Source organism: Corynebacterium sp. A21 (genome assembly GCF_052266655.1).
Lineage (GTDB): Bacteria > Actinomycetota > Actinomycetes > Mycobacteriales > Mycobacteriaceae > Corynebacterium.
Map to the genome: position 1 here is coordinate 19,053 of NZ_JBQPQY010000008.1, position 22,677 is coordinate 41,729.

Consider the following 22,677-nt stretch of genomic DNA (forward strand, 5'->3'; position numbering starts at 1 on the left):
GAGTCTACGTGCCACCCCGGACACGCTTCTCGACGCCGTGACCGGCCCAGCGGAGGGCGGGGACGCCCAACGCCGCCCCTTCCCGCCGGTGCGGGGGCGGGGCGGCGTCGATAAGCATCTGGTGGAGGTTACTCGGCGAGGCCCAGGGCGCGGGCGAAGGTCGGCCAGGAATCCCAGAGATCCTGCTGCCAATATCCCCAGGAGTGGGTGCCGGTGGGCCGGAAGCTGAAGGTGGCGGGAATACCCTCGCCATCGAGCTTGGCCTTGAGGTCATGGGTGCAGGTGTTGGTGACGGCCTCGATCGCGCCACCGATCACGATGGTCTCGGTCATGGCGAGGGAGGTTTGCAGCTCGTTGAAGTTCTGGAGCCGGGGGCTGGAAGGCAGGTCCCATTCCCCGGCGAGGCCGGAACCATTGGACACGTAGAGCTCGGTGCCGCGTAGCTTGGCGGCGTTGATCAGGGCGTCGTTGTAGTGCCAGGTGCCGGTGCCTCGCGGGCCCCACATGGTTTCCGGGGTGGTGCCGCTCTGGTTCATGGTGGTCCACACCGAGGCATAGCCAACCGGATTGGAGGTCGCGGCACAACCGGAGAAGGAGCCCACCCCATCATAAAAACCCGGGTTGTGCTGGGCGAAGAGAAGTGATGAGGTCGCCGACATGGACATCCCCGCGATCGCCCGGTTGTTATTCGCCTGCAGATAGCCCTCGATGGAACCGGGCAGTTCGCGGGTCAAAAAGGTCTCCCACATCTGCTTTCCACCCAGCTGAGGCTGCTCGTTGTGCCAGTCGGTGTAATAGGAGAAAGCACCTTCCATGGGGATGACCACGTTGACGTTTTTGTCCAGGAAGAAGTCGAGGATATCGGTCTGCTGTATCCAGTTCGCACCCCCCTCACCACCATCGGCACCGTTGAGCATGTACATGGTCGGGGCACCCGGATTGGGGGCCTTGATCACGGCCAGAGAAACCTCCCGGCCGTCCATGGCTGGGGAGGTGGCCACCAATTCCTCGACCCGGCCGGAGGTGTCTGCGCTGATTGCGCGACGCCAGTAGGGGGAGTCCTCAACCACCGGAGCGGTCTCCGCGTAGATCTCCGCCACTGGAGTCCCGGCGGCGATATCCGCCGGAGTCAGTTCCGCGGCGAAGACGGTGGGGGTGGACACCAGTCCGCCCAAAATGGTGGTGGCGATGGTGAAGGCGGCGGCTGAGCCGGCCAGACGTTGGCGGAACTTCATGGGTGGGTCTTCCAGATCGGGGATGAGATGCGGCGGAACTCTCCGGGAGCAACGGCGATGGGTGGGCCGTGTGCGAGTGCCACCGGGAGGTGGCCCTGGTGATTCATCGTGAATGATGCGCCTGATGTTAGCAGTGAATCTTTGGCGAGCAGATGGGAAATATCTCCGGGGAGTGGTGGTCCACGAGGGGAAACTTAGGGTTTCACCGGTGTTTCCCCCTCGGAGCAGGAGCCTGGACCCGTCGGAGAATCTTCAGGTGGTTGAAGCTGGAGTGATGAATGGTTCCCGTGGTGAGCATGTGGAGGCTGTGTCATAATGACCGGTATCCAGCTGAACGTAACACTCGGAAAACGGGTGACGTTTAATCATTCGTGAGCCTCTTCCCGATGGACGCAATGTCCGCGGGTGTGGCGGCCAAGCGAACTAGCGACAGAATCGAAGGAATACTCACATGCATCCCATCGTCGAGCAGGTCATCCTGTTCATCAACACCCACCTGGGCAACCTGATCCACCTCGGTTCCTCCGGATCCTCCAACCTCAGCTACACCCTGGGTATGTTCTGATCTGAACGTCCCACGGGAGAATCCCCACCCTGAGCTTCCCCGCTCAGGGTGGGGATTCTGCTTTCCCGGGGACTGCTGCTTATCGACGCCGTGGGGGTCTGAGATCTCGGTGGACACCGGCTCTGGAACCCTTAATAGGAGGTTCCTACGACATCTCGGGTGGGATTACGTATCCTGGTATCCGTGAGTGAACATTATGATGTAGTAGTCCTCGGCGCCGGCCCCGGCGGTTATGTCGCCGCCATTCGTGCGTCCCAGCTCGGCAAAAAAGTTGCGGTCGTGGAGAAGCAGTACTGGGGCGGTATCTGCCTCAACGTCGGCTGTATCCCCTCCAAGGCACTCCTGAAGAACGCCGAAGTTGCCCATACCTTCAACCATGAGGCAAAGACCTTCGGTATCTCCGGTGAGGTCACCTTTGATTTCGGTTCCGCACACGCGCGGTCCCGCAAGGTCTCTGATGGCATCGTCAAGGGTGTCCATTACCTGATGAAGAAGAACGGCGTCACCGAGATCGACGGCCTCGGCTCCTTCAAGGACGCCAAGACCATCGAGATCACCGATGGTGCAGATCAGGGTAAGACCCTCACCTTCGACGATGTCATCATCGCCACCGGTTCTGTCGTCCGCACCCTTCCCGGTGTGGAGCTCTCCGAGAATGTCGTCTCCTTTGAGGAGCAGATCCTCGACAGTGAGCTGCCGGAGAAGATGGTCATCGTCGGTGGCGGCGCCATCGGCATGGAGTTCGCCTACGTCCTGGCCAACTACGGTGTGGACATCACCATCGTTGAGTTCATGGACCGCGTCCTGCCGAATGAAGAGGCGGAGATCTCCAAGACCATCGCGCGTGAGTACAAGAAGCTCGGCGTCAAGCTGCTGACCGGTTTCAAGACCACCGGTGTACGCGACAACGGTGACAGCGTCGAGGTTGATGTTGAATCCAAGGACGGCAAGAAGACCGACACCCTGACCGTGGACCGCGTGCTGGTCTCCGTCGGCTTCGCTCCCCGAGTCGAAGGTTTCGGCCTGGAGAACACCGGCGTCAAGCTCACCGAGCGCGGCGCCATCGACATCGATGACTTCATGCGCACCAACGTCGACGGCATCTACGCCATCGGCGATGTCACCGCCAAGATGCAGCTGGCCCACGTCGCCGAGGCTCAGGGTGTGGTCGCCGCTGAGACCATCTCCGGCGCCGAGACCGCTCCGCTGGGCGATTACATGATGATGCCGCGCGCCACCTTCTGTAACCCGCAGGTCGCCTCCTTCGGCTACACCGAGGCTCAGGCACGCGAGAAGTGGGCAGACCGCGAGATCAAGGTCGCCAGCTTCCCCTTCTCCGCCAACGGCAAGGCCGCCGGCCTGGCTGAGACCACCGGTTTCGCCAAGATCGTCGCCGACGCTGAGTTCGGTGAGATCCTGGGTGCCCACCTGGTCGGTGCCAATGTCTCCGAGATGCTCACCGAGCTGACCATCGCGCAGCGCTTCGACCTGACCGCCGAGGAGATCGGCCGCAACGTCCATATCCACCCGACCATGTCTGAGGCAGTCAAGGAAGCCGCTCACGGCATTTCCGGCCACATGATCAACCTGTAATTCAGGTCTTCCCCCTTAGCGACCGGGGTCGCCGCCAGTTTCTGGTGGTGGCCCCGGTTTCCTGCACTCCAGGGTTGACCTGGGGCTTTCTTGGCTGGACTGGGGCGGACTGGGCTGACCTGGAGCATTCCGGAGTTTATTGGGCTGACCTGGGGTTTGACGTTTAGGTCTCGAGGATCCGCCCAATTGCCCTCTGTGGAAGGTCATTGGCCGGATTCTCGAGACCTACCCGTCATGCCAATAATCCTGGTCCAGCGGGGTCTTACTTATGCTCAGTAGGGCGCCACCGTGGATGAGTGCGCATCGATGACTATCGGTTCATGCACCTGCGGGAAGGCCCGCTGGGCGCAGTTCTTGCGGGAGCAGACGCGACAGCCCGCACCGATCCGGGTTGCCTGGGTCATATCCGTGAGATCGACCCCCTTGGCGTAGACGGTGCGGTCGGCATGGCGGGCCTCGCAGCCCAGCCCGATGGAGAAGAGCTTGCCGGTTTCCCCGAACCTTCCCTGATGATGCTGGACGGTGCGTGCTATCCAGAGGTAGTTGCGGCCGTCGGGCATCTGCGCAATCTGCCGGACAATGGTGCCGGGGTTGGTGAAGGTCTCGTAGATCGACCAGAGCGGGCAGGTGCCGCCGGAGCTGCTGAAATGCAGTCCGGTGGCGGACTGTCGCTTGGACATATTGCCGGCGCGGTCCACCCGGACAAAGGTGAAGGGGATACCCCGGAGGTTCGGACGCTGCAGGGTGGAGAGTCGGCTGGCCACCGTCTCGTAGCCGACGCCGAACATCTGGCAGAGGAACTCCACGTCATAACCGGATTTTTCGGCCTCGGCGTGGAAGGTGCGGTAGGGCAGCATCACGGCGGCTGCGAAGTAGCTGGCGATACCGCGCAGCGCGAGCTGCTCGGAAGCCTCAGAGGTAAAGCTGCCCCCGGCAACCAGGGTCTCGAGCATGGCGGAACATTCCAGATAGGCCAGTTCCTGGGCCATGCGGAAAGCGCGTTGTCCCAGGGTCAGCTGGGAATCGATCCAGAGTTCCCGGGTTTCGGTGTCATAGCGGTGCAGCGTGCCCTCGTGGCTGGTGCGGGTGGCCACCGTCACCCCGTGCTCGATCTGCAACCGTCGGGAGATCGCATCCTCGGTGGTACGGACGTCGAAAAGCGTGACGCCGAGCTGGCGGGAGATGTCCTCGGCGCGGAGATCCAACTCATCGAAGTAGTTTTTCCGGGCGTAGAAGAAGTCCCGGACTTCCTCATGGGGCATCGACAGCGCCTGGGAGACGGTGGTGCCGTCGGTGGGAGAGTCGGAGCGGCGGGTGTCCGTGGCGATGGAGAGCTTGTCCCGGACATTGCTGTAGCGCCGGTGCATGTCCACCAGGGTGCGGGCGATCACGGGGTGGTTGTAGACCAGCTCGGAGAGTTCCTGGAGCTCCACCGGAGACTGGTTGATTTCCTGGTCGATGATCACGTCCTGGATCTCGGCGAGGAGGCGGGAGTCATCGTCGCGGGAGAAGAAGGTGGCGTCAACACCGAATGCCTCGGTGATGCGCAGAAGAACTGGAACCGTCAGTGGACGGACGTCGTGCTCGATCTGGTTCACATAACTTGCAGAGAGCCCGAGGGTGGTAGCCAGTGACGCCTGGCTTAAATCCCGCTCCCGGCGCAGCTGACGCAGACGTGAACCAACATAAGTCTTAGCCATGAAGCAACGATAGCGTGATGATCATCACCGTTGCACATCTTTAGCAAAAAACTTCCACAGAGTTAGCAGGGGTTGGCCGCTTAATAGTCTCGCGATGGCCGGGAGGGGAGGATCTCCAACCATTGATTGATTCCTTTAGGGTGGTCCGCGGCGGTTGGGCGGCAGGTCGTGAGCAACTTCACAGTGAGGTGCGGAACTTGGTGCGAGGTCCTTGCCGAAGGGGCGTGACATGTACTTGTTTCATATAGTGGCTTCAATTTTAAAGGCAAGGCTGGCCTAAATCTGACCCGAAAGGGGGGATTGCGCCCGGTGCTTTGGCCCAACTGAGATGGTCATAAGTAGTTCAAAAGCCCAGCTACGTCGTAAGGTGATTGCGACACTGGAGGTGCCATGACTGTTACGAATGCAGACCGTGACGCAATCGCTCACGGCAAGATTACCGAAAAGCCGCTGCGTGAGCGGCCGAAATACCCGACCTGGGCGCTGAAGCTCACCATGGCCATCACTGGCCTGCTCTTTGGCCTTTATGTTCTGGTTCACATGATCGGAAACATGAAGGTCTTCATGAGCCCGTATCCGGACGGCGGCCACCCGCTGGACACTTACGGTGAGTTCCTGCGGACCGTCGGTGACCCGGTTCTTCCGCGTGAAGGTATCCTGTGGATCATCCGCATCGTCCTGCTGGTCGCTGTCGTACTGCACGTGTACGGCGCTTTCGCCCTGCAGAGCCGTGCGAGCAAGTCCCGCGGTAAGTTTCGGCGCACCAACCTGGTCGGCGGCCTGAACTCCTTCTCCACCCGGACGATGCTGATCACCGGCATCATCCTGCTGGCCTTCATCATCTTCCACGTTCTGGACCTGACCGTCGGTCTGGCGCCGGCCGCCGCCGAGGTGTTCCAGCACGGTGAGGTCTATGCCAACCTGATCGCCAGCTTCTCCCGCTGGCCCGCTGCGGTGTTCTACATCATCGCCATGGTTGTGCTGTTCCTGCACCTTTCCCACGGTATCTGGCTGGCGGTCAGTGACCTGGGCATCGTCGGCAAGCGCTGGCGTGCAATCCTCCTGGTCGTGGCCTACGCGGTTCCCGCGGTCGTCATGATCGGCAACATCTCTATCCCGCTGTCCGTCCTGTTCGGCTGGATCGGTTAAGGGGAAAAGGAAAAAATGAGCTCTAACACTGAAGCCGCTACCCGTCCGGAATTCGAGCAGTTCAGCCATCCGGCTTCTGCCGTCGCAGGCGTGGTCCCTGGTACAGTTCTGAACCCGAATGAGCCGGTCGGGGTTCCGACCAAGGACATGTGGGAGTACCAGAAGGACCACATGAACCTGGTCTCTCCCCTTAACCGTCGTAAGTTCAAGATCCTGATCGTCGGTACCGGCCTCTCCGGTGGCGCCGCCGCAGCCGCGCTGGGCGAGCTCGGTTATAGCGTCAAGGTCTTCACTTACCACGATGCCCCGCGTCGGGCACACTCCATCGCCGCTCAGGGCGGCGTCAACTCCGCCCGCGGCAAAAAGGTCGACAACGACGGCGCGTACCGCCACGTCAAGGACACCGTCAAGGGCGGCGACTACCGTGGCCGCGAGTCTGACTGCTGGCGACTGGCCATCGAGTCGGCCCGCGTCATCGACCACATGAACGCCATCGGCGCTCCCTTCGCCCGTGAATACGGCGGAACTCTGGCTACCCGTTCCTTCGGTGGCGTGCAGGTCTCCCGCACTTACTACACCCGCGGCCAGACGGGCCAGCAGCTGCAGCTCTCCACCGCCTCGGCACTGCAGCGTCAGATTCACCTCGGCTCCGTGGAGATCTTCACCCACAACGACATGGTTGACCTGATCGTCACCGAGCGTGACGGTAAGAAGCGTGCTGAGGGTCTGGTGATGCGTAACCTGATCAACGGCGAGCTCACGGCCCATACCGGCCACGCTGTCGTGCTGGCCACCGGTGGTTACGGCAACGTTTACCACATGTCCACCCTGGCCAAGAACTCCAACGCAGGCGCCCTCATGCGCTCCTACGAGCAGGGTGCGCACTTCGCTTCCCCGTCCTACATTCAGTTCCACCCGACGGGCCTGCCGGTCAACGCGACTTGGCAGTCGAAGACGATTCTGATGTCCGAGTCTCTCCGTAACGACGGCCGAATCTGGGCGCCGAAGGAGAAGGGCGACGACCGCGATCCGAACACCATCCCCGAGGACGAGCGCGACTACTTCCTGGAGCGCCGCTACCCGGCCTTCGGCAACCTGGTCCCCCGCGACGTTGCTTCCCGTGCGATCTCCCAGCAGATCAACGCCGGCTTCGGTATCGGTCCGCTGAACAACTCCGCATTCCTGGACTTCAAGGACGCCATCGAGCGTCTGGGTGTGGAGACCATCCGGGAGCGCTACTCCAACCTCTTCCAGATGTATGAGGAGGCCATCGGCGAAGATCCCTACGCCTCTCCGATGCGGATCGCCCCGACCTGCCACTTCACCATGGGTGGCCTGTGGACCGACTTCAATGAGATGACCTCTGTCGACGGTCTGTTCTGTGCCGGTGAGGCCTCCTGGAGCTACCACGGTGCCAACCGGCTGGGCGCCAACTCGCTGCTCTCGGCTTCTGTCGATGGCTGGTTCACCCTGCCCTTCACCGTGCCGAACTTCCTGGCCAACCACCTCAACGAGCCGGCTCTGGCCGCGGACGCTCCGGAGGCCATCGCCGCCATCGAGCGTTCCCGCGTGCGTATCGAGTCCCTGCTCGAGACCAAGGGCCCGAACCCGCACGGTGCTGACTACTTCCACCGTCAGCTCGGCGAGATCCTCTACTTCGCCTGTGGTGTGTCCCGTAACGTCAAGGACCTGACCCAGGCCATCATCGACATCCGTGCCCTGCGCGAGGATTTCCGCACCAACGTGCAGGTCCCCGGCGGCCAGTATGAGATGAACCAGGCGCTGGAGTACGCCGCACGCGTGGCAGACTACATCGACCTGGGTGAGCTCATGTGTGTTGACGCCCTGGACCGCGATGAGTCCGCTGGCGCACACTTCCGCGATGATCACCTCTCTGATGAAGGTGAAGCAGAGCGCGATGACGAGAATTGGTGCTTCGTCTCTGCCTGGGCGCCGGCCGGTGAGAACAAGTTTGTTCGCCACGCTGAGCCCCTGATCTTCGAATCCATCCCGCTGCAGACAAGGAACTACAAGTAATGAAGCTGACACTTGAGATCTGGCGTCAGGAGGGACCGAACCACGCTGGCAACTTCGAGACCGTTGAGGTCCCGGATGCTGTCCCGCAGATGTCGATCCTTGAACTCCTGGATCACGTCAACAACCGCTACATCGAGGAGAACAAGGAACCTTTCGCGTTCGCCTCTGACTGCCGTGAGGGCATCTGCGGTACCTGCGGTCTGGTCGTCAACGGCCGCCCGCACGGTGCCGAGCAGAACACCCCCTCCTGCCAGCAGCGCCTGGTCAACTACAACGACGGCGACGTGCTGAAGATCGAGCCCATGCGCTCCGCCGCATTCCCGGTCATCCGCGACATGGTCATTGACCGTTCCGCACTGGACCGCGTCATGGAGCAGGGCGGTTACGTCTCCATCAACGCCGGTACCGCCCCGGATGCTGACACCCTGCACGTCAACCACCAGACCGCCGAGCTCGCGCTCGATCATGCGGCCTGCATCGGTTGCGGTGCCTGTGTCGCAGCCTGCCCGAATGGTTCCGCGCACCTGTTCACCGGTGCCAAGTTGGTCCACCTGAAGCTGAGCCCGCTCGGCCAGGAGGAGCGCGGCAAGCGTGCCCGCCAGATGATTGACGAGCTCGAGACCAACTTCGGTCCCTGCTCCCTTTTCGGCGAGTGCGCCGACGTCTGCCCGGCGGGAATCCCGCTGACCGCAGTTGCCGCCATCAACACGGAGCGGGCTCGTGCAGCCTTCTCTGCGAAGGATAACTAAGCTCAGCTAAGCTGGAGCTAGGTTGTTTTTTAGAAGACGAAAGCGAGTCCAGGACATGTCTGCTCATTCCCACGCGGCCAACCAGGAGGTTCAGGACTTCCCGGATTACCAGGGTCGCCTGCACTACATTGACGGCTACCTTCCGGCGAGCCTCAACGCGCCCCACTCTTCCTTGGAGCGCTCCTCCACTTGGATCGGCATGGGACTGGTGCTGGTGTGCCTGTTCGGTTTCGGCATGCTGATCTACGGTGGTGCCACCCAGCTCTGGGGTGGTGACGATTACCCGCAGTTCTTCATGATCTCTGGGGCAATTCTCGGTGTCGTCGGAGTCGGTACCGGCTTCGTGTTGATCTCCCGGGGTCGTGCCGGTTACAAGAAGTACGTCAAGACCACGGGTCGCACGCAGTAAAACCGCGATCTTCCCACTGCACTCCCTCACCGCACCGCGGTGGGGGAGTGCAGTGTTTTCAGGAGGCTTTCAGCGGCACCGTAAGACTGTTGCTGTGGCGCCACCGGCATCTAAGATGGGCAGCATGTGGCGCAGAATTCGGATCCTTCTGGTGGTATTGATCACCGCCGTGACCGCCTGGCAGCTCTTCTCCTACGGGATGGCCCTGATTTAAACCTGAGTTATTGCCGCCCTGCCGACTTCCATCGACGACCCGCGTCATAATGGAGATCATGGGCAAACATAATCTCGAAGGTACGGAGGGCCCCACAGGGCAGCGATCCGAACCAGGGCACTCCCCGGAGCTACCGGCACCAGCCGGGCAACCCACTGCGGAGCCGGTGGATATCGCCGCACCCGGGGCCCTCTCGGTCGTCGATAAGCAGCCCGCTGAGACGCCAGCGGCGGAGCGGAAGACCGGTCTCCCGGGTGCCAGCCTCGAGGTGGAGGCCCAGCGGCGCAAGACCCTGCGCAACCACAAGGCCTTCGTCACCGGACTGTTGGTGGTCGCGGCCATCATCTTCCTGTGGTGCAGCTGGTATGCTGCGCAACCGGGGGAAACCCCTGGGTGGGTGGGTTATGTCCGGGCAGCGGCTGAGGCCGGCATGATCGGCGGGCTGGCGGACTGGTTTGCGGTCACCGCACTATTCCGGCATCCGATGGGCCTGAAAATCCCGCACACCGCGATCATCCCGCGGAAGAAGGACCAGCTGGGGGAGGCGCTCTCGGGATTTGTGGGGGAGAACTTCCTCAATGCGGAACTGATCACCGATAAGGTCTCCTCCGCGAAGATCCCGGAACGCCTGGGTGAGTGGCTCTCGGAGCCCACCAATGCCGAGAAGGTATCCCGGGAGACCGGCAAACTGATCGCGAATGCGGTGGCGGCGCTGGATCCGAAGGACGCGGAGGCGGTGATCAACACTGCGGTGCTCGACAAACTGGCGGAGCCGCAGTGGGGTCCCCCGGCCGGGCGGATGCTGCAGCAGCTGATCGAGGATGGCAAAACCGAACCCATTGTTGACGGTGTGGTCAAGTGGGCGCATCAGAAGGCACTCGGGGCGGAGGCGATGATCGTCCACCTGGTGGATTCCCGCAAGCCGGTGTGGGCACCGAAATTCGTCAACAACCTCATCGGTGAGCGGGTGTACAAGGAACTGATCAAGTTCACCGCCGATGTCTCCGCCAACCCCGACCATGACGCCCGCAAGTCCATCCGGGGGTTCCTGGAGGACCTGGCCGTGGATCTGCAGGAGGACCCGGTGATGATTGAACGGGTCGAGGGCTGGAAGGCCGACCTGATGGCTTCGCGTTCGATGCAGTCTGCGGCGGCGACAATCTGGACGAGCACCTCCGCCGCCGTGATCGAGGCAGCTCGCGACCCGGAGTCGATGCTGCGCCAGAAGATCACCGAGATATCGCTGACCTGGGGTCAGCGGATTCAGGAGGAACCGGAGCTGCGGGCCTCCCTGGACCGCCGGATCACCGGTGCCGCGGCTTTCCTGGCGAACAACTACTCCGGAGAGGTCACCGCGATCATCTCTGAGACGGTGGAACGCTGGGATGCACAGGAAGCCAGTGAGAAGATCGAGCTGATGGTGGGCAAGGATCTGCAGTACATCCGACTCAACGGCACCCTCGTCGGCGCCCTGGCAGGTCTGGTTATCTTCACTGTGTCGCAATTGCTCTTCGGAACCTAACATGGGAGGTGGATCACACCTCCCGCACTGATCAACCCACCCCCTTTGAGGAAGGCCGCATCATGACCACCGAGAACACCAACAACGGTTCCAGCGACAACCGCACCGACGGAGATAAGACCGGCGCAGAAAAGGACTCCATCCTCGCCAATCTTAAGGAAACCGGCCATGCCTGGCTTTCCGCCGGATCCCGTCTCGGTGATGTGGTCTCTGATTTCGCCAGCCGCCTCCGGGAGACCGAGGATCAGCCAGGTAGCACGGGTGCCCACGCGCTGCATGATCCGGTTCTGGAGAAGGAAACCACCGCCAGCCGCTTCAAGGCCGCCAGCAAGGAAGCCTCCGAGAAGCTGGGTGGGGTCCGAAACACCGAGGACCTGAAGGCTGCCACCAGTGGTTTCGCCAGTCATGCGGAGGATATCTTCCGGGATGTCGCCGCGAATCTCCGCCAGGCTGCCACTGAAACCAAGGACAGCGATTCGGTGGAGAATGCCCGTTCCGCCTTCTCCGCTGCGGTGAAATCGGTACAGGGGTCCTTCGATGAGGCGGTGGAGGTTGTCCAGGAGCGCCGTGGCAAGGGCGGGGACAGTCTCGGGGACAAGGATGGTAACTCCACCATTGAGGAACTGCGCACCCGGCTGGATGACCTGATTTCCCGGGCAGGTTCACTGGCCCGGAAGAGCGACGGCTCGGAGCCTGCCACGGGCGATCCGGTGCAGGATGCGGCAAAGCCCGTGGATCCCGATATTATCGAAGGTGAACTGATTTCCGAGGACTCTGATGGTGACATCACCCCGGAAACAACGGATCCCAAGGAAAAGGACAACTAGTTCCCTCATGCTCTTCCCCCAGGTCAGTTTTGCGCTAGACATGGTTCAGACCGTCATCTTCCTCATTATCGCCGTCGCCGGGCTCGTGGGGGCGATCCTGGCGGGTACCACCAGGGAGGATGCCTTCTCTGCGGGTGACCGCCAGAGCAAGTGGATCTGGGTGGGTATCCTCGCCGGCTCCACTCTGGTGGTGGTGCTGCAGTTCCCCTTCCTCTCCTGGGCCGGGATGGTGGCGATCGGTGTCTACTGGTTCGATGTCCGGCCCCACCTGCGCAGTATCCTCAGCGGCAATTACAGCTGGTAGGTCTGCGGTGAACTCGCTGCTGGGCCAGGTGCATCTGACCCTGCTGTCTCCGGATACTTCGGCCGCTGCGGTCGCTGCCGGGGTGCGTACCGCCGGGGAACGGGGCCTCGGGGGAGTGGTGGTGGCACCCTCCCTACTGAACTCCGCTCGCGAGGCGTCCCCGCAGGGGCTGGTGCTCGGTACCGTGGCGGGTTTCCCGGGCGGCAAGCACCACACCCTCATCAAGGCCGCAGAGGCCCGCCTGGCGGTCCAGTACGGGGCCGTGGAGGTTGGGGTCACCCTTGACCCCGCCATCGCCCATACGGACCAGAATGCCGTACTTGCGGAGCTGATTGCGGTCCGTGAGGCAGTGCCCCACCCGGTGCAGCTGGCGGTGATCCTGGAGCCGTCGATGCTGGATGACACCGCACTCCACGCGCTGGCCGGCACCATCCGGCTCGCCGGTGCGGACCGCATCATCCTGGGCACCGGGTATCACTTCCTCGGCGGTGCCGACCCGGCGGATGTCGAGGTGCTGGCACAGGAGCTGGTGGAGTATGCCACCGGGCATCCGGGACAGCGGATCCTGGGACTGAGCGCGCTGACTGATGAGCCCACCCCGGATATGGTGGCCGCCCTGGTGGCGGCGGGGGCGGACCGCGTCCTGGTGGCCACCCTGGCGGAATTCCCGGCCGAATAAGAAGAACTCCGGGTCTGCTCAACTGCGAGCGGGCCCGGAGTTTCCGGTTCATCAGGCTGCCGGATTATCGGGTGGATACTATGGCGTGACCTCAGCTTGACCGGTGGCCCCGGTCGTGACGGCACCGAGCTCGCTCAGCGGCAGATTCTCGCCTCGGATACTGACCCGGATGCCGCCGTCGATGACGGTGAACTCAGTGATCTCCATGTCTCCGGTGGCATCCTGCATACCCTCCTCCAGTGCGGCGGTGATCATCCCGGTGACCTGCTCCGGGAGATCGAAGCCGAAGAGGCTGGCGCCCGTTGCCTGGAAGCGCAGCTCGCCGTTCTCGACCCGGGGTTCCACGGAGAGCACGGCGGCACCACCGGTGAATTCCACGTCAATGGTGTTGGTGTCCGGCTGGGCGGAGACGTCGGTGATCTTGATCAGTTCCTGCATGATCGCCGCGCCGAAGTCGGTGGCGTCACTGCCTTCCTGGGAGGCGGCGGTGGACTGCTGGATCATCGCCAGGATCATGTCATCGGGGATCTCGGTGGTGGTGTTCATCGTACCGGCCACCGGATTATTCGGATCGGCGATATCGAGGTCCGTGATGGCTACCGTGGCGGAGGGGGAACCGTTGACCTCCGGGATGGAGTTCGGGCCATCCGGGTAATCGATCTGCAGGGTGGAGGGGGTGGTCATCTCCAGCTGGGGGATGTTGCGCCCCAGAACGGAGAACACCAGGGGAGTCGTCCCGAAGGAGATGCTCGGGTCCTCCTCCAGGGTGATGCCCTGTTCCTGTGCATCAGCCTCGAAGGTTGAGCGTAGTTGGTCCCCGATGAACCAACGCAGTCCCAGCTCCGCGACGACCAGCAGAATCAGAATGACGACGAGGATACCGACCAGTACCCGCCAGATTTTCGAACCAGTTGATTTAGCCACGGCATCAAGTCTGTCTTATCGGCCACCACTCCCGCTACCAGGGCCGCTAAATGACAGGAGATTCACATACCGGGGAGGTGGCTGACGGGGTAGGCAAGGCAGGCGGGAAGCATCGCCGGGGTGCTCAACCTGAGGCAGTTTTCTCAGGGGAGACCAGATCCCAGGGCACGGTGAGCAGACTGTCACGCACCCTTCGGCGGAGCGGCTCCATCACCAGACCTTCCTGGGCGAGCAGCTCCCGGGTCTGCCGCCAGCGGATGCGGGGGCCGTAGGGCTGCCACCAGACGGAGCGCTCCCAGGCGCTGTCCAGCCTCGCCAGGAGGGTATGGATCTTCTCCCCGGGGACATTGCGGTGGATCAGTGCCTTGGGTAGACGTTCCGCGAGGTCTGAGGGCCGCTCCACCGCCATCGGGTCCCAGGCCAACGTCAGTGATTTCGGTCCGGATTTGTCCAGCAGTACCCAGGTCGATCGACGGCCCAGCTCATCGCAGGTGCCTTCGATGAAATGACCACCGGGGGCGAGGTTAGCGAGCACCAGCTGCCAGGCCGCGGTGACCTGGTCCACGTCATATTGTCGCAGCACATTGAAGGCGCGGACGAGGTGGGGACGGTAACCGGCGAGTTCGAAACCACCGAGCTCGAACTCCACCCCCTCACGGGGTGGGAGGACACGCTCGGGGTCGATCTCTAAGCCGGTGACCCGGATATCCGGGCGGAGGCGGCGTAACCAGTGGGACCACTCAACGGTGGTGGTGAAACTGGCGCCGTAGCCGACATCGACCGCATGTGGCCGGGTGACGGAGTTGAGCAGCTGCCGTAGTTCAGGGTGATGAACCGTCCAGCGATCACAGCGCCGCAACCGGTTGTAGTTGGTGGTGCCGCGGGTAATGACTCCGACGGGTCGTCCAGCTTCACCACCGACGGCGAATTGTGCGCGTAGGTTATGGGCGTGGTCTGCCATGGCGGGGCGATCCGGGAGTCGGGGAGGGCTTAGAGGTTCTCGGAGATCCAGGTTTCGGTCAGCTTGCCCTCATTGTTGAAGAGGTCGCCCAAAGCGGCACCGACCTTCGGCTCGATGGCGGGACCCATGAAGGGAATGTTGACGGAGACTTCATTGGAGTAGGCCAGGGTGGTGACGGTGTCATCACCGGCCAAGGTGATCTCACCCTTGAAATCCACCGGGGTGCCCTTGACATCGGCGACGTAGGTGATGTCGGCCTTGCCATCGACCAGCGGGCTGACGGTGACGTTGCGCTTGACCTTCAGCGCCTGGCTGATCATGGCACGCACGGCCTCGGGAAGGATATCCAGGGGAAGCACCTCGAAGAGGGTGATTTCGGCACCGCCATTGACGGCCTGGAATTCCTTGACCTCGCCCGACTCAGGGCTGAGGTTCGCCACGTCATAAGCCCAGTACTGCTCGTTAGTCAGCGCCTGGTGGACCTTTTCAGCGGGCTGATTGATGATTACGGTGTTCTCGCTACGGGTTGCCATGAAAGACAGACTACCGTTATCGGTGTGTCTTCCTCATCCCAGACCCCAGATCTTTCTCACCGGCTCGCCGGGATCGCCGACATCACCATTGATGCCGCGATCAGCTTTGCCGAGCTGACCACGCTGCACCTCGGCGGGAAGCCCAGGTGGGCGGCGCGTTGTGCCACTCCGGCGGCGGTGGTGGCCGCACTGCGTCTGCTCGATGGGGAGGGGGTGCCCTGCCTGGTCGTTGGTGGTGGCTCCAACCTGGTCATCGCGGACGGGGAGCTGGACCTGGTCGCGGTGATCCTCGAATGCGAGGACATCAGCATCGACATCGCCACCGGGTTAGTGCGCGCCGAAGCCGGGGCAGTCTGGGATGAGGTGGTGTCCCGCAGCGTGGCATCCGGCCTGGGGGGCCTGGAGTGCCTCTCCGGGATCCCCGGTTCCGCCGGTGCCACGCCGGTGCAGAATGTTGGTGCCTACGGTGCCGAGATCGCGGATGTGCTCACCCGGGTGCGGCTCTACGACCGGGAATCAGGCCAGGACCACTGGGTGCCGGTGGCTGACCTGGAGCTGTCCTACCGCTACTCCAACCTGAAATTCACCCAACGGGCGGTGGTGCTCGAGATCGAGCTTCAGCTGCGCGTGGATGGCCTTTCTGCACCGCTGCGCTTCGGCCAGCTCGCCAAGGGGCTGGGGCTGTCTGAGCCCGGCGGTCGGCTCCCCGCCGCCGAGGTCCGCGAGGAGGTGCTGCGGCTGCGGCGTGGCAAGGGGATGGTTCTCGATCCGGCAGATCATGATACCTGGTCCGCCGGTTCCTTCTTCACTAACCCGGTGGTCCCGGATGTGCTTGCTGATGCCGTGCAGGACAAGGTCCGTACCGAACGCGGCGAGGAGGATGCGGCGAAGATGCCCTGCTTCCCGGCGGGGGAGGGCACCTCCAAGCTCTCGGCGGCCTGGTTGATCGACCGGGCCGGATTCGACCGTGGCTACCCAGGTGCGGCGGCCCCGGCGCGCCTGTCCACCAAGCACACCCTGGCACTGACCAACCGTGGCTCGGCCACCGCCGATGATCTGGTTGAGCTGGCCCGTGACGTGCGCGATGGGGTGCACGGGCACTTCGGGGTGCAACTGGTGCCGGAACCGGTGTGGGTGGGCGTCAGCATCGATTAGCGGGGTAGCTTATCGACGCCGCGGGAGCGCGGTGAAAAGACCGCGGGCGGTGCTGTTTCCCGGGAAACAGCACCGCCCGCGGCGTCGATAAGCACAGCTGTGCTACTTCTCCTTGCGCTGCTTGAGCAGGGTCTCCTGCACTTCGCGGCGCAGCACCTTGCCCATGAGGTTCTGCGGGAGCTCATCAAAGTGGTAGAAGCGGCGCGGCACCTTGTAACGGGTCAGCTGGGAGCGGGCGTGTTCCTTGAGCGCCTCCGGATCCATGGCGGCACCCTCGCGCAGGGTGATCGCGGCGACGACCTCCTCGGAGCCATCCTCCCGCGGTAGACCGACCACGGCACAGCCGACCACATCTGGGTGACCGCTCATGACTTCCTCGACCTCGGCCGGGTAGACGTTGAAGCCGCCGGTGATGATGACCTCCTTGATCCGGGCCACCAGGCGGATGAACCCGTCCTCCTCCATGACCCCGATGTCACCGGTGCGGTACCAGTCTTCGTGGAAGCTGTCGGCGGTGGCCTCCGGTTGGTTGAGGTAGCCCTGGAAGACCTGGGGGCCGCGGACCACGACTTCACCCTCTTGACCATCGGGCAGGGTCTCGGAGAGATTCTCCGGATTAGCGATGCGCACCTCGGTGTCGGGGAAGGGGATGCCCACATAACCCGGTCGGCGGTTGGTGTTCATCGGGTTTCCGACGATGATCGGGGAGGTCTCGGTCAGGCCATAACCCTCCACCAGCAGGCCACCGGTGTAGCGCTCCCAACGTTCCACGGTGGATACCGGCAGGGTGGAAGCGCCGGAGAAGGCATTGGCCACGCCGGAGATGTCGATATTGTCCTTCTCGGCGGCCTCGACGATCTTCTCGTAGATGGTGGGCACACCCGGCAACCAGGTCGGGGTGTTCTTCTTCATCGCCTTCATGATCAGGTCGATCCGCGGGGTGGGCAGCAGGATCATCTCGGCACCAATGTAGATGCCGAGGGTGCACACCATGGTCATACCGTAGGCGTGGAACAGCGGCAGCGCGGCGAGCATCTTCTCGTCCTTCTCACCCAGACCCGGTACCCAGGCCTTGCCCTGCAACACGTTGGCGAAGAGGTTGCCGTGGCTGAGTTGGGCACCCTTGGGAGCGCCCGTGGTTCCCGAGGTGTAGAGGATCAGGGCGATCGAATCCTTGGTCACCGAGGGCTCGCTGACGATATCGGCGCCGTCACCGCCGATGGCGGAACCAAGGAGTGCCTCCCAAGGTACGGAGTTGGGGGCCGGCTCGGACAGTGACTCCCGGGACTTCCTCAACGCGGGGATGGGCAGCCGGAGAGCAAGCTGCTGGACCTTCGGCATCGCCTCGATCATATTCACCGAGACGATGGTCTCCAGGGAAGTGGTGTTGCGCAGCTTCTCCAGGGTCGGAGCGGCCTTATCCCAGGCAATGGCCACCCGCGCACCATGATCGGCGAAGGGCTTCTCCAGCTCGTGCGCGGTGTAGAGCGGGTTGTGCTCGACCACGGTGGCACCCAGCTTGAGCACGGCATAAAAGGCGGCGATGTGCTGCGGGCAATTCGGCAGCACGATGGCGACCTTATCGCCGGGGCGGACACCGAAGGCACGCAGGCCCGCGGCCGCACGCCGGACTTGACGGTCCAGCTCCGCGTAGGTCTGGGTGCGGCCGAAGAAGGTGGTGGCCGGCTTATCAGCGTTGATCGCGAGGTTGTTGTCGTAGATATCGAGCAATGTCGTCTGCTCATAATCCAGCGAGTGCGGCGTCCATTCCGGGTAATATTGGAGCCAGGCCTTGTTCTCGTATGCCGACATATCGCTTCCTTCGCTTTATTCAGAGTGGGCGGGACTTGTTCACGGGCCTTGCTTTTCGGGTGGGAACCCGGCCGCCGGGGGAATCCCAGGCCATTTCCGACTCAAGTATACGGGGGCGGCCAGACCTGGAACAGCGACTTTGTTCCCACCCTAGGAGGTGGAGCGCCCGCGGTGGGGCGGGGATAGGATGAAGCGCATGCGCATCGCGATGATCTCCATGCATACCTCGCCACTGCAACAGCCCGGTAGTGGCGATGCCGGAGGCATGAACGTCTACGTTCTGTCCACCGCCACGCACCTGGCACGGCAGGGCATCGAGGTCGATATCTACACCCGGGCCACCCGCCCGATTCAGGGCGAGGTGGTGTCGGTGGAACCGAACCTCAAGGTCATCAACATCGTCGCCGGCCCCTATGAGGGGCTGGCAAAGGAGGAACTGCCCACCCAACTGGCGGCCTTCGCCGGGGGAGTGCTGCAGTACGCCCGTTGTGAAGGCATCGAATACGACCTGATCCATTCCCACTATTGGCTCTCCGGACAGATCGGCTGGCTGCTGCGTGACCTCTGGGAGGTGCCGCTGGTGCACACCTCCCACACCCTGGCTGCGGTGAAGAACGCCTACCGGAGTGAGAACGATTCCCCGGAGTCCGAGGCTCGCCGGATCTGCGAACAGCAGCTGGTGGATAACGCGGACCTGATCGTCGTGAACACCCGGGAGGAAACCGCAGACCTGGTCCAGCATTATGATGCCAAGGAGGAGCACATCGTGGTGGTCGCGCCGGGTGCGGATACCGAGTTGTTCACCCCTGGCAATGACCGCGCCACCGAAAGATCCCGCCGCCAGCTCGGGGTGCCGTTGCATGCGAAGGTGGTCGCCTTTGTCGGTCGACTGCAGGAGTTCAAGGGCCCGCAGGTACTGATCCGGGCGGTCGCGGAAATGATCGAGCGCGACCCGGAGCGGAATCTCCGGGTGCTGATCAGCGGTGGCCCCTCAGGCCCGAACGCCACCCCGGAGAGCTACCGGGAGATGGCCGCTGAGCTTGGGGTGGAGCGCCGGATCCGATTCCTCGATCCGCGGCCCCCGGCGGAGTTGGTGGCCATTTACCGGGCGGCGGATATCATCGCCGTTCCCAGTTACAACGAATCCTTTGGCCTGGTGGCCATGGAGGCTCAGGCCAGCGGTACTCCGGTCGTCGCCGCGCGGGTCGGTGGCTTGCCCGTGGCCGTCGCTGAGGGCGAGACCGGGCTGCTTGTCGACGGCCATGACCCAGCCGACTGGGCGGACACCCTCTCCCAGCTGCTCGACGATGATGACACCCGGATCCGGATGGGGGAGGATGCCGTCGCGCATGCCGCTAACTTTTCCTGGGCGAAGACGGCGGAACAACTCGCCTCGGTCTACTCCGAAGCGCTGTCAATTGAACTTCCCAACTGTCATGGCCGCCGCGCCCAGGGGCGCTAGATCAGTGGAATTCCGGCTGAGAGACGGCAACGGGTGGGGATAACGGGGGAAAAAGAGTGGCAGACCCGGCAGCCGGATGGCGGAAGTGGCATGCTTGACAACATGAGCAACGGAAAACTGATTCTTCTTCGGCATGGTCAGAGCGAGTGGAACGCCTCTAACCAGTTCACCGGCTGGGTTGACGTCAACCTGACCGAGAAGGGCGAGGCTGAGGCCAAGCGTGGCGGCGAGATGCTGGTTGAGGCAGGTATCCTCCCGGATGTTCTCTATACCTCCCTGCTGCGTCGTGCCATCCGCACCGCCAATATCGCCTTGGACAAGGCTGATCGCCACTGGATCCCGGTCGTGCGCGACTGGCGTCTCAACGAGCGTCACTACGGTGCGCTGCAGGGCCTGAACAAGGCAGAGACCAAGGACAAGTACGGCAACGAGCAGTACATGGCATGGCGTCGTTCCTACGGCACCCCGCCGCCGGAGCTGGCTGATGATTCGGAGTACTCGCAGAGCCAGGATCCGCGCTATGCAGATCTCGCGAAGATCCCCGACACGGAGTGCCTCAAGGATGTCGTGGACCGTTTCATCCCCTACTTCCTCGAGGAGATCGCTCCGCGCGCCCAGCGTGGCGAGAATGTGCTGATCGCCGCGCACGGTAATTCCCTGCGTGCCCTGGTCAAGTATCTGGACAATATCTCTGATGATGATATTTCCGAGCTGAACATCCCCACCGGCATCCCGCTGGTCTACGAGATCGCCGAGGATGGCTCTGTGGTCAACCCCGGCGGTACCTACCTGGATCCGGAGGCTGCTGCCGCCGGTGCTGCTGCCGTCGCCGCCCAGGGTGGCAAATAAATAGTCTGATCAGGTAGGAACTTGTCCCTTGTAATCGCCTTCTTGCTGGGGGCCGTGGCCACTGCGCTCGCGGTCCCCGGTGTGCTCTGGCTGAATAAGCGGGTACAGCGGTACCGCTCTTCCGGGACCTTGGCCAAGAACGAAGTCACCACCGTGAGCCAGGTGCTGCACCTGGCAATTCAGGGTTCTCCCACGGGCATTGTCGTGCTCGATCGTGGCGGGGAGGTGATCCTGTCCAATGCCCGCTCCCATGAGATGGGCATGGTGCATGAACGCACCCTCAACCCGGAGATCTGGCGCTTCGCCACCAATGTTTATGACGACCAAGAAACCCGTGCCGTGGACCTGACCATGTCGCGCCGTCGCCCGGGCAGCCGGGTCAGCGCGATCCGGGTGGTGGTCAAGCCCTTGACCCTCGTCGATGATCGTTTCGTCATCGCCTATGGCACCGATGAATCCGAGAATGTGCGCATGGAGTCCGCCCGCCGCGACTTTGTGGCCAATGTCTCCCATGAGTTGAAGACCCCGGTCGGTGGCATGGCGCTGCTGGCGGAGGCGCTCATGGAATCCACGGACGACATGGATCAAGTCGAGTACTTCGGTGCCCGCCTCATCAAGGAGGCGCACCGGATGTCCGACATGATCAATGAACTGATTTCCCTGTCTAAGCTGCAGGGGGCGGAATCGCTGCCGGATATGGAGCCGGTGTTGGTCGATGAGTTGGTCGATGAGGCGATCAGTCGAAACCAGCTGGCCGCGGATAATGCGGGCATTGTGCTCACCCAGGGCAACCGCCGGGGGGTCTATGTCAACGGCGATAAATCGCTGCTGGTCACCGCCCTGTCGAACCTCATCAGTAATGCGATCAATTATTCACCACAGACCGCGCCGGTCTCGGTGTCGCAGAAGGTGGTCGATTCTGACCTGGTGCTGATCCGGGTCACCGACCGCGGGATCGGTATCGGCGAGGAGGATCAGCGGCGGGTTTTCGAGCGTTTCTTCCGGGTGGACAAGGCCCGTTCACGTTCCACCGGAGGTACCGGACTCGGTTTGGCCATCGTGAAACACGTGGTGGCCAACCATGGCGGTAATATCAAGTTGTGGTCCCGCCCCGGAACTGGTTCTACCTTCACCATCGAACTACCGATCCATCATCCGGAGCAGAATTCTCTGCCACAGATCGAAGGGGAGGATCCCTCCTCCAGATCTCCTATCCGTAAGGCGGTAACGCGGGTAGCAACACGTCGAAAGGACAAGACATCATGACGACAATTCTCATCGTCGAAGATGAAGAATCGTTGGCCGATCCCTTGGCATTCCTCCTGAAGAAGGAGGGGTTTGATGCCATCATCGCTGGGGATGGCCCGACTGCGCTGATTGAATTCGCGAAGAATGACGTCGATATCGTGCTGCTGGACCTGATGCTTCCGGGTATGTCCGGCACCGACGTGTGTAAGCAGCTGCGTACCACCTCCTCGGTGCCGATCATCATGGTCACCGCGCGTGACTCCGAGATCGATAAGGTCGTCGGTCTCGAGCTCGGCGCCGATGATTATGTCACCAAGCCCTACTCCTCCCGTGAGCTCATCGCCCGTATTCGTGCGGTGCTGCGCCGCGGTGCGGAACAGGACGCGGGTATCGATGAGATCGAGGAGCAGGTGCTCCAGGGTGGGCCGGTCCTCATGGACGTCGAACGCCACACCGTCACCGTCAACGGCACCCCAGTGCCGATGCCGCTCAAGGAGTTCGATCTGCTCGAGTACCTGCTGCGTAACTCCGGACGGGTGCTCACCCGGGGTCAACTCATTGACCGGATCTGGGGGGCGGATTACGTCGGGGACACCAAGACCCTCGATGTCCACGTCAAGCGGCTGCGCTCCAAGATCGAGAATGAACCCTCCCGCCCGCGTCATCTGGTGACGGTGCGCGGCCTGGGTTATAAGTTCGAGGGCTAGCGAAGCGCTTATCGACGCCCCGAGCCTCTGCTCTGGGCGACCA

General features: G+C 62.7%; 20 protein-coding genes. 14 read left to right on the top strand and 6 right to left on the bottom strand.

Translation table 11 applies throughout. The features are described from left to right. Positions 1-128: 128 nt before the first annotated feature. Entirely contained in the window at positions 129-1,235 is a 1,107-nt protein-coding gene (locus ACTU46_RS11510; RefSeq protein WP_443381820.1) for an alpha/beta hydrolase, read from the bottom strand. Positions 1,236-1,983: 748 nt separating this feature from the next. Here ACTU46_RS11510 and lpdA point away from each other — a divergent pair. After that, the gene (gene lpdA / locus ACTU46_RS11515; protein ID WP_443381821.1) at positions 1,984-3,393 is read left to right on the top strand and encodes a dihydrolipoyl dehydrogenase; all 1,410 of its coding nucleotides are present in this window, start codon (positions 1,984-1,986) and stop codon (positions 3,391-3,393) included. A 272-nt stretch (positions 3,394-3,665) separates the two neighbouring features. Here the strand turns inward: lpdA and ramB are convergent, their stop codons facing one another. Continuing rightward, complete coding sequence (gene ramB, locus ACTU46_RS11520; RefSeq protein WP_443381822.1) at positions 3,666-5,093, bottom strand: acetate metabolism transcriptional regulator RamB; 1,428 nt, start codon at positions 5,091-5,093, stop codon at positions 3,666-3,668. A gap of 390 nt (positions 5,094-5,483) precedes the next feature. Between ramB and ACTU46_RS11525 the strand changes: the two genes are divergently transcribed. The 8 genes from ACTU46_RS11525 (at position 5,484) to ACTU46_RS11560 (ending at position 12,983) form a co-directional block, all read left to right on the top strand. Continuing rightward, entirely contained in the window at positions 5,484-6,242 is a 759-nt protein-coding gene (locus ACTU46_RS11525; protein WP_443381823.1) for a succinate dehydrogenase cytochrome b subunit, read from the top strand. 15 nt (positions 6,243-6,257) lie between these two features. Then, entirely contained in the window at positions 6,258-8,279 is a 2,022-nt protein-coding gene (locus ACTU46_RS11530) for a fumarate reductase/succinate dehydrogenase flavoprotein subunit (protein ID WP_443381824.1), read from the top strand. Next, positions 8,279-9,028 carry a succinate dehydrogenase/fumarate reductase iron-sulfur subunit gene (locus ACTU46_RS11535; protein ID WP_443381825.1) on the top strand — a complete coding sequence of 250 codons (750 nt, stop codon included), beginning with the start codon at positions 8,279-8,281 and terminating at the stop codon, positions 9,026-9,028. Before ACTU46_RS11530 ends, ACTU46_RS11535 begins: the two co-directional genes overlap by 1 nt. A 55-nt stretch (positions 9,029-9,083) precedes the next feature. Further along, positions 9,084-9,437, top strand: coding sequence for a hypothetical protein (locus ACTU46_RS11540; protein ID WP_443381826.1), 354 nt, complete (start codon positions 9,084-9,086; stop codon positions 9,435-9,437). Positions 9,438-9,709: 272 nt separating this feature from the next. Beyond that, positions 9,710-11,173 carry a DUF445 domain-containing protein gene (locus ACTU46_RS11545; RefSeq protein ID WP_443381827.1) on the top strand — a complete coding sequence of 488 codons (1,464 nt, stop codon included), beginning with the start codon at positions 9,710-9,712 and terminating at the stop codon, positions 11,171-11,173. Between the two features lie 8 nt (positions 11,174-11,181). Next, positions 11,182-12,000: a CGLAU_01105 family protein gene (locus ACTU46_RS11550; protein ID WP_443381828.1), complete on the top strand. Its 819-nt coding sequence runs from the start codon at positions 11,182-11,184 to the stop codon at positions 11,998-12,000. 7 nt (positions 12,001-12,007) lie between these two features. Further along, a complete protein-coding gene (locus ACTU46_RS11555; protein WP_443381829.1) occupies positions 12,008-12,304 on the top strand; it encodes a DUF2516 family protein in 297 nt (98 codons plus the stop codon). A 7-nt stretch (positions 12,305-12,311) separates the two neighbouring features. Further along, entirely contained in the window at positions 12,312-12,983 is a 672-nt protein-coding gene (locus ACTU46_RS11560; RefSeq protein WP_443381830.1) for a 2-deoxyribose-5-phosphate aldolase, read from the top strand. Positions 12,984-13,061: 78 nt separating this feature from the next. Here ACTU46_RS11560 and ACTU46_RS11565 read toward each other — a convergent pair whose 3' ends face one another. The 3 genes from ACTU46_RS11565 to ACTU46_RS11575 form a co-directional block, all read right to left on the bottom strand. After that, entirely contained in the window at positions 13,062-13,907 is an 846-nt protein-coding gene (locus ACTU46_RS11565) for an LmeA family phospholipid-binding protein (RefSeq protein ID WP_443381831.1), read from the bottom strand. A 124-nt stretch (positions 13,908-14,031) separates the two neighbouring features. Continuing rightward, positions 14,032-14,868 (bottom strand): class I SAM-dependent methyltransferase, encoded by an 837-nt coding sequence (locus ACTU46_RS11570; RefSeq protein ID WP_443381832.1) that lies wholly within the window; start codon positions 14,866-14,868, stop codon positions 14,032-14,034. A gap of 29 nt (positions 14,869-14,897) precedes the next feature. Next, complete coding sequence (locus ACTU46_RS11575) at positions 14,898-15,401, bottom strand: DUF2505 domain-containing protein (protein ID WP_443381833.1); 504 nt, start codon at positions 15,399-15,401, stop codon at positions 14,898-14,900. Between the two features lie 24 nt (positions 15,402-15,425). On the opposite strand from ACTU46_RS11575, the gene ACTU46_RS11580 reads away from it, so the two are divergent. After that, entirely contained in the window at positions 15,426-16,556 is a 1,131-nt protein-coding gene (locus ACTU46_RS11580) for a UDP-N-acetylmuramate dehydrogenase (RefSeq protein WP_443381834.1), read from the top strand. 102 nt (positions 16,557-16,658) lie between these two features. Here ACTU46_RS11580 and ACTU46_RS11585 read toward each other — a convergent pair whose 3' ends face one another. Continuing rightward, complete coding sequence (locus ACTU46_RS11585; RefSeq protein WP_443381835.1) at positions 16,659-18,368, bottom strand: long-chain-fatty-acid--CoA ligase; 1,710 nt, start codon at positions 18,366-18,368, stop codon at positions 16,659-16,661. 196 nt (positions 18,369-18,564) lie between these two features. Here ACTU46_RS11585 and mshA point away from each other — a divergent pair, with 196 nt between their 5' ends. From mshA to ACTU46_RS11605, 4 genes are all read left to right on the top strand, one after another. Continuing rightward, on the top strand, positions 18,565-19,830 hold the full coding sequence (mshA, locus tag ACTU46_RS11590; RefSeq protein WP_443381836.1) for a D-inositol-3-phosphate glycosyltransferase: 1,266 nt from the start codon (positions 18,565-18,567) through the stop codon (positions 19,828-19,830). Between the two features lie 102 nt (positions 19,831-19,932). Beyond that, positions 19,933-20,679 (top strand): phosphoglyceromutase, encoded by a 747-nt coding sequence (locus tag ACTU46_RS11595; protein WP_443381837.1) that lies wholly within the window; start codon positions 19,933-19,935, stop codon positions 20,677-20,679. A gap of 21 nt (positions 20,680-20,700) precedes the next feature. Then, a complete protein-coding gene (locus tag ACTU46_RS11600) occupies positions 20,701-21,945 on the top strand; it encodes a sensor histidine kinase (RefSeq protein ID WP_443381839.1) in 1,245 nt (414 codons plus the stop codon). After that, a complete protein-coding gene (locus tag ACTU46_RS11605; protein WP_443381841.1) occupies positions 21,942-22,634 on the top strand; it encodes a winged helix-turn-helix domain-containing protein in 693 nt (230 codons plus the stop codon). Before ACTU46_RS11600 ends, ACTU46_RS11605 begins: the two co-directional genes overlap by 4 nt. Positions 22,635-22,677: the final 43 nt, after the last annotated feature.

What these genes read in the sequence shown, in the direction of transcription:
- ACTU46_RS11570 (WP_443381832.1), bottom strand. Translation starts at nt 14,868, where the DNA reads ATGGCAGACCACGCCCATAACCTACGCGCACAATTCGCCGTCGGTGGT.
- ACTU46_RS11555 (WP_443381829.1), top strand. Translation starts at nt 12,008, where the DNA reads ATGCTCTTCCCCCAGGTCAGTTTTGCGCTAGACATGGTTCAGACCGTC.
- ACTU46_RS11525 (WP_443381823.1), top strand. Translation starts at nt 5,484, where the DNA reads ATGACTGTTACGAATGCAGACCGTGACGCAATCGCTCACGGCAAGATT.
- ACTU46_RS11535 (WP_443381825.1), top strand. Translation starts at nt 8,279, where the DNA reads ATGAAGCTGACACTTGAGATCTGGCGTCAGGAGGGACCGAACCACGCT.
- ACTU46_RS11510 (WP_443381820.1), bottom strand. Translation starts at nt 1,235, where the DNA reads ATGAAGTTCCGCCAACGTCTGGCCGGCTCAGCCGCCGCCTTCACCATC.
- ACTU46_RS11545 (WP_443381827.1), top strand. Translation starts at nt 9,710, where the DNA reads ATGGGCAAACATAATCTCGAAGGTACGGAGGGCCCCACAGGGCAGCGA.
- ramB (WP_443381822.1), bottom strand. Translation starts at nt 5,093, where the DNA reads ATGGCTAAGACTTATGTTGGTTCACGTCTGCGTCAGCTGCGCCGGGAG.
- ACTU46_RS11530 (WP_443381824.1), top strand. Translation starts at nt 6,258, where the DNA reads ATGAGCTCTAACACTGAAGCCGCTACCCGTCCGGAATTCGAGCAGTTC.
- mshA (WP_443381836.1), top strand. Translation starts at nt 18,565, where the DNA reads ATGCGCATCGCGATGATCTCCATGCATACCTCGCCACTGCAACAGCCC.
- ACTU46_RS11575 (WP_443381833.1), bottom strand. Translation starts at nt 15,401, where the DNA reads ATGGCAACCCGTAGCGAGAACACCGTAATCATCAATCAGCCCGCTGAA.
- ACTU46_RS11595 (WP_443381837.1), top strand. Translation starts at nt 19,933, where the DNA reads ATGAGCAACGGAAAACTGATTCTTCTTCGGCATGGTCAGAGCGAGTGG.
- ACTU46_RS11605 (WP_443381841.1), top strand. Translation starts at nt 21,942, where the DNA reads ATGACGACAATTCTCATCGTCGAAGATGAAGAATCGTTGGCCGATCCC.
- ACTU46_RS11585 (WP_443381835.1), bottom strand. Translation starts at nt 18,368, where the DNA reads ATGTCGGCATACGAGAACAAGGCCTGGCTCCAATATTACCCGGAATGG.
- ACTU46_RS11540 (WP_443381826.1), top strand. Translation starts at nt 9,084, where the DNA reads ATGTCTGCTCATTCCCACGCGGCCAACCAGGAGGTTCAGGACTTCCCG.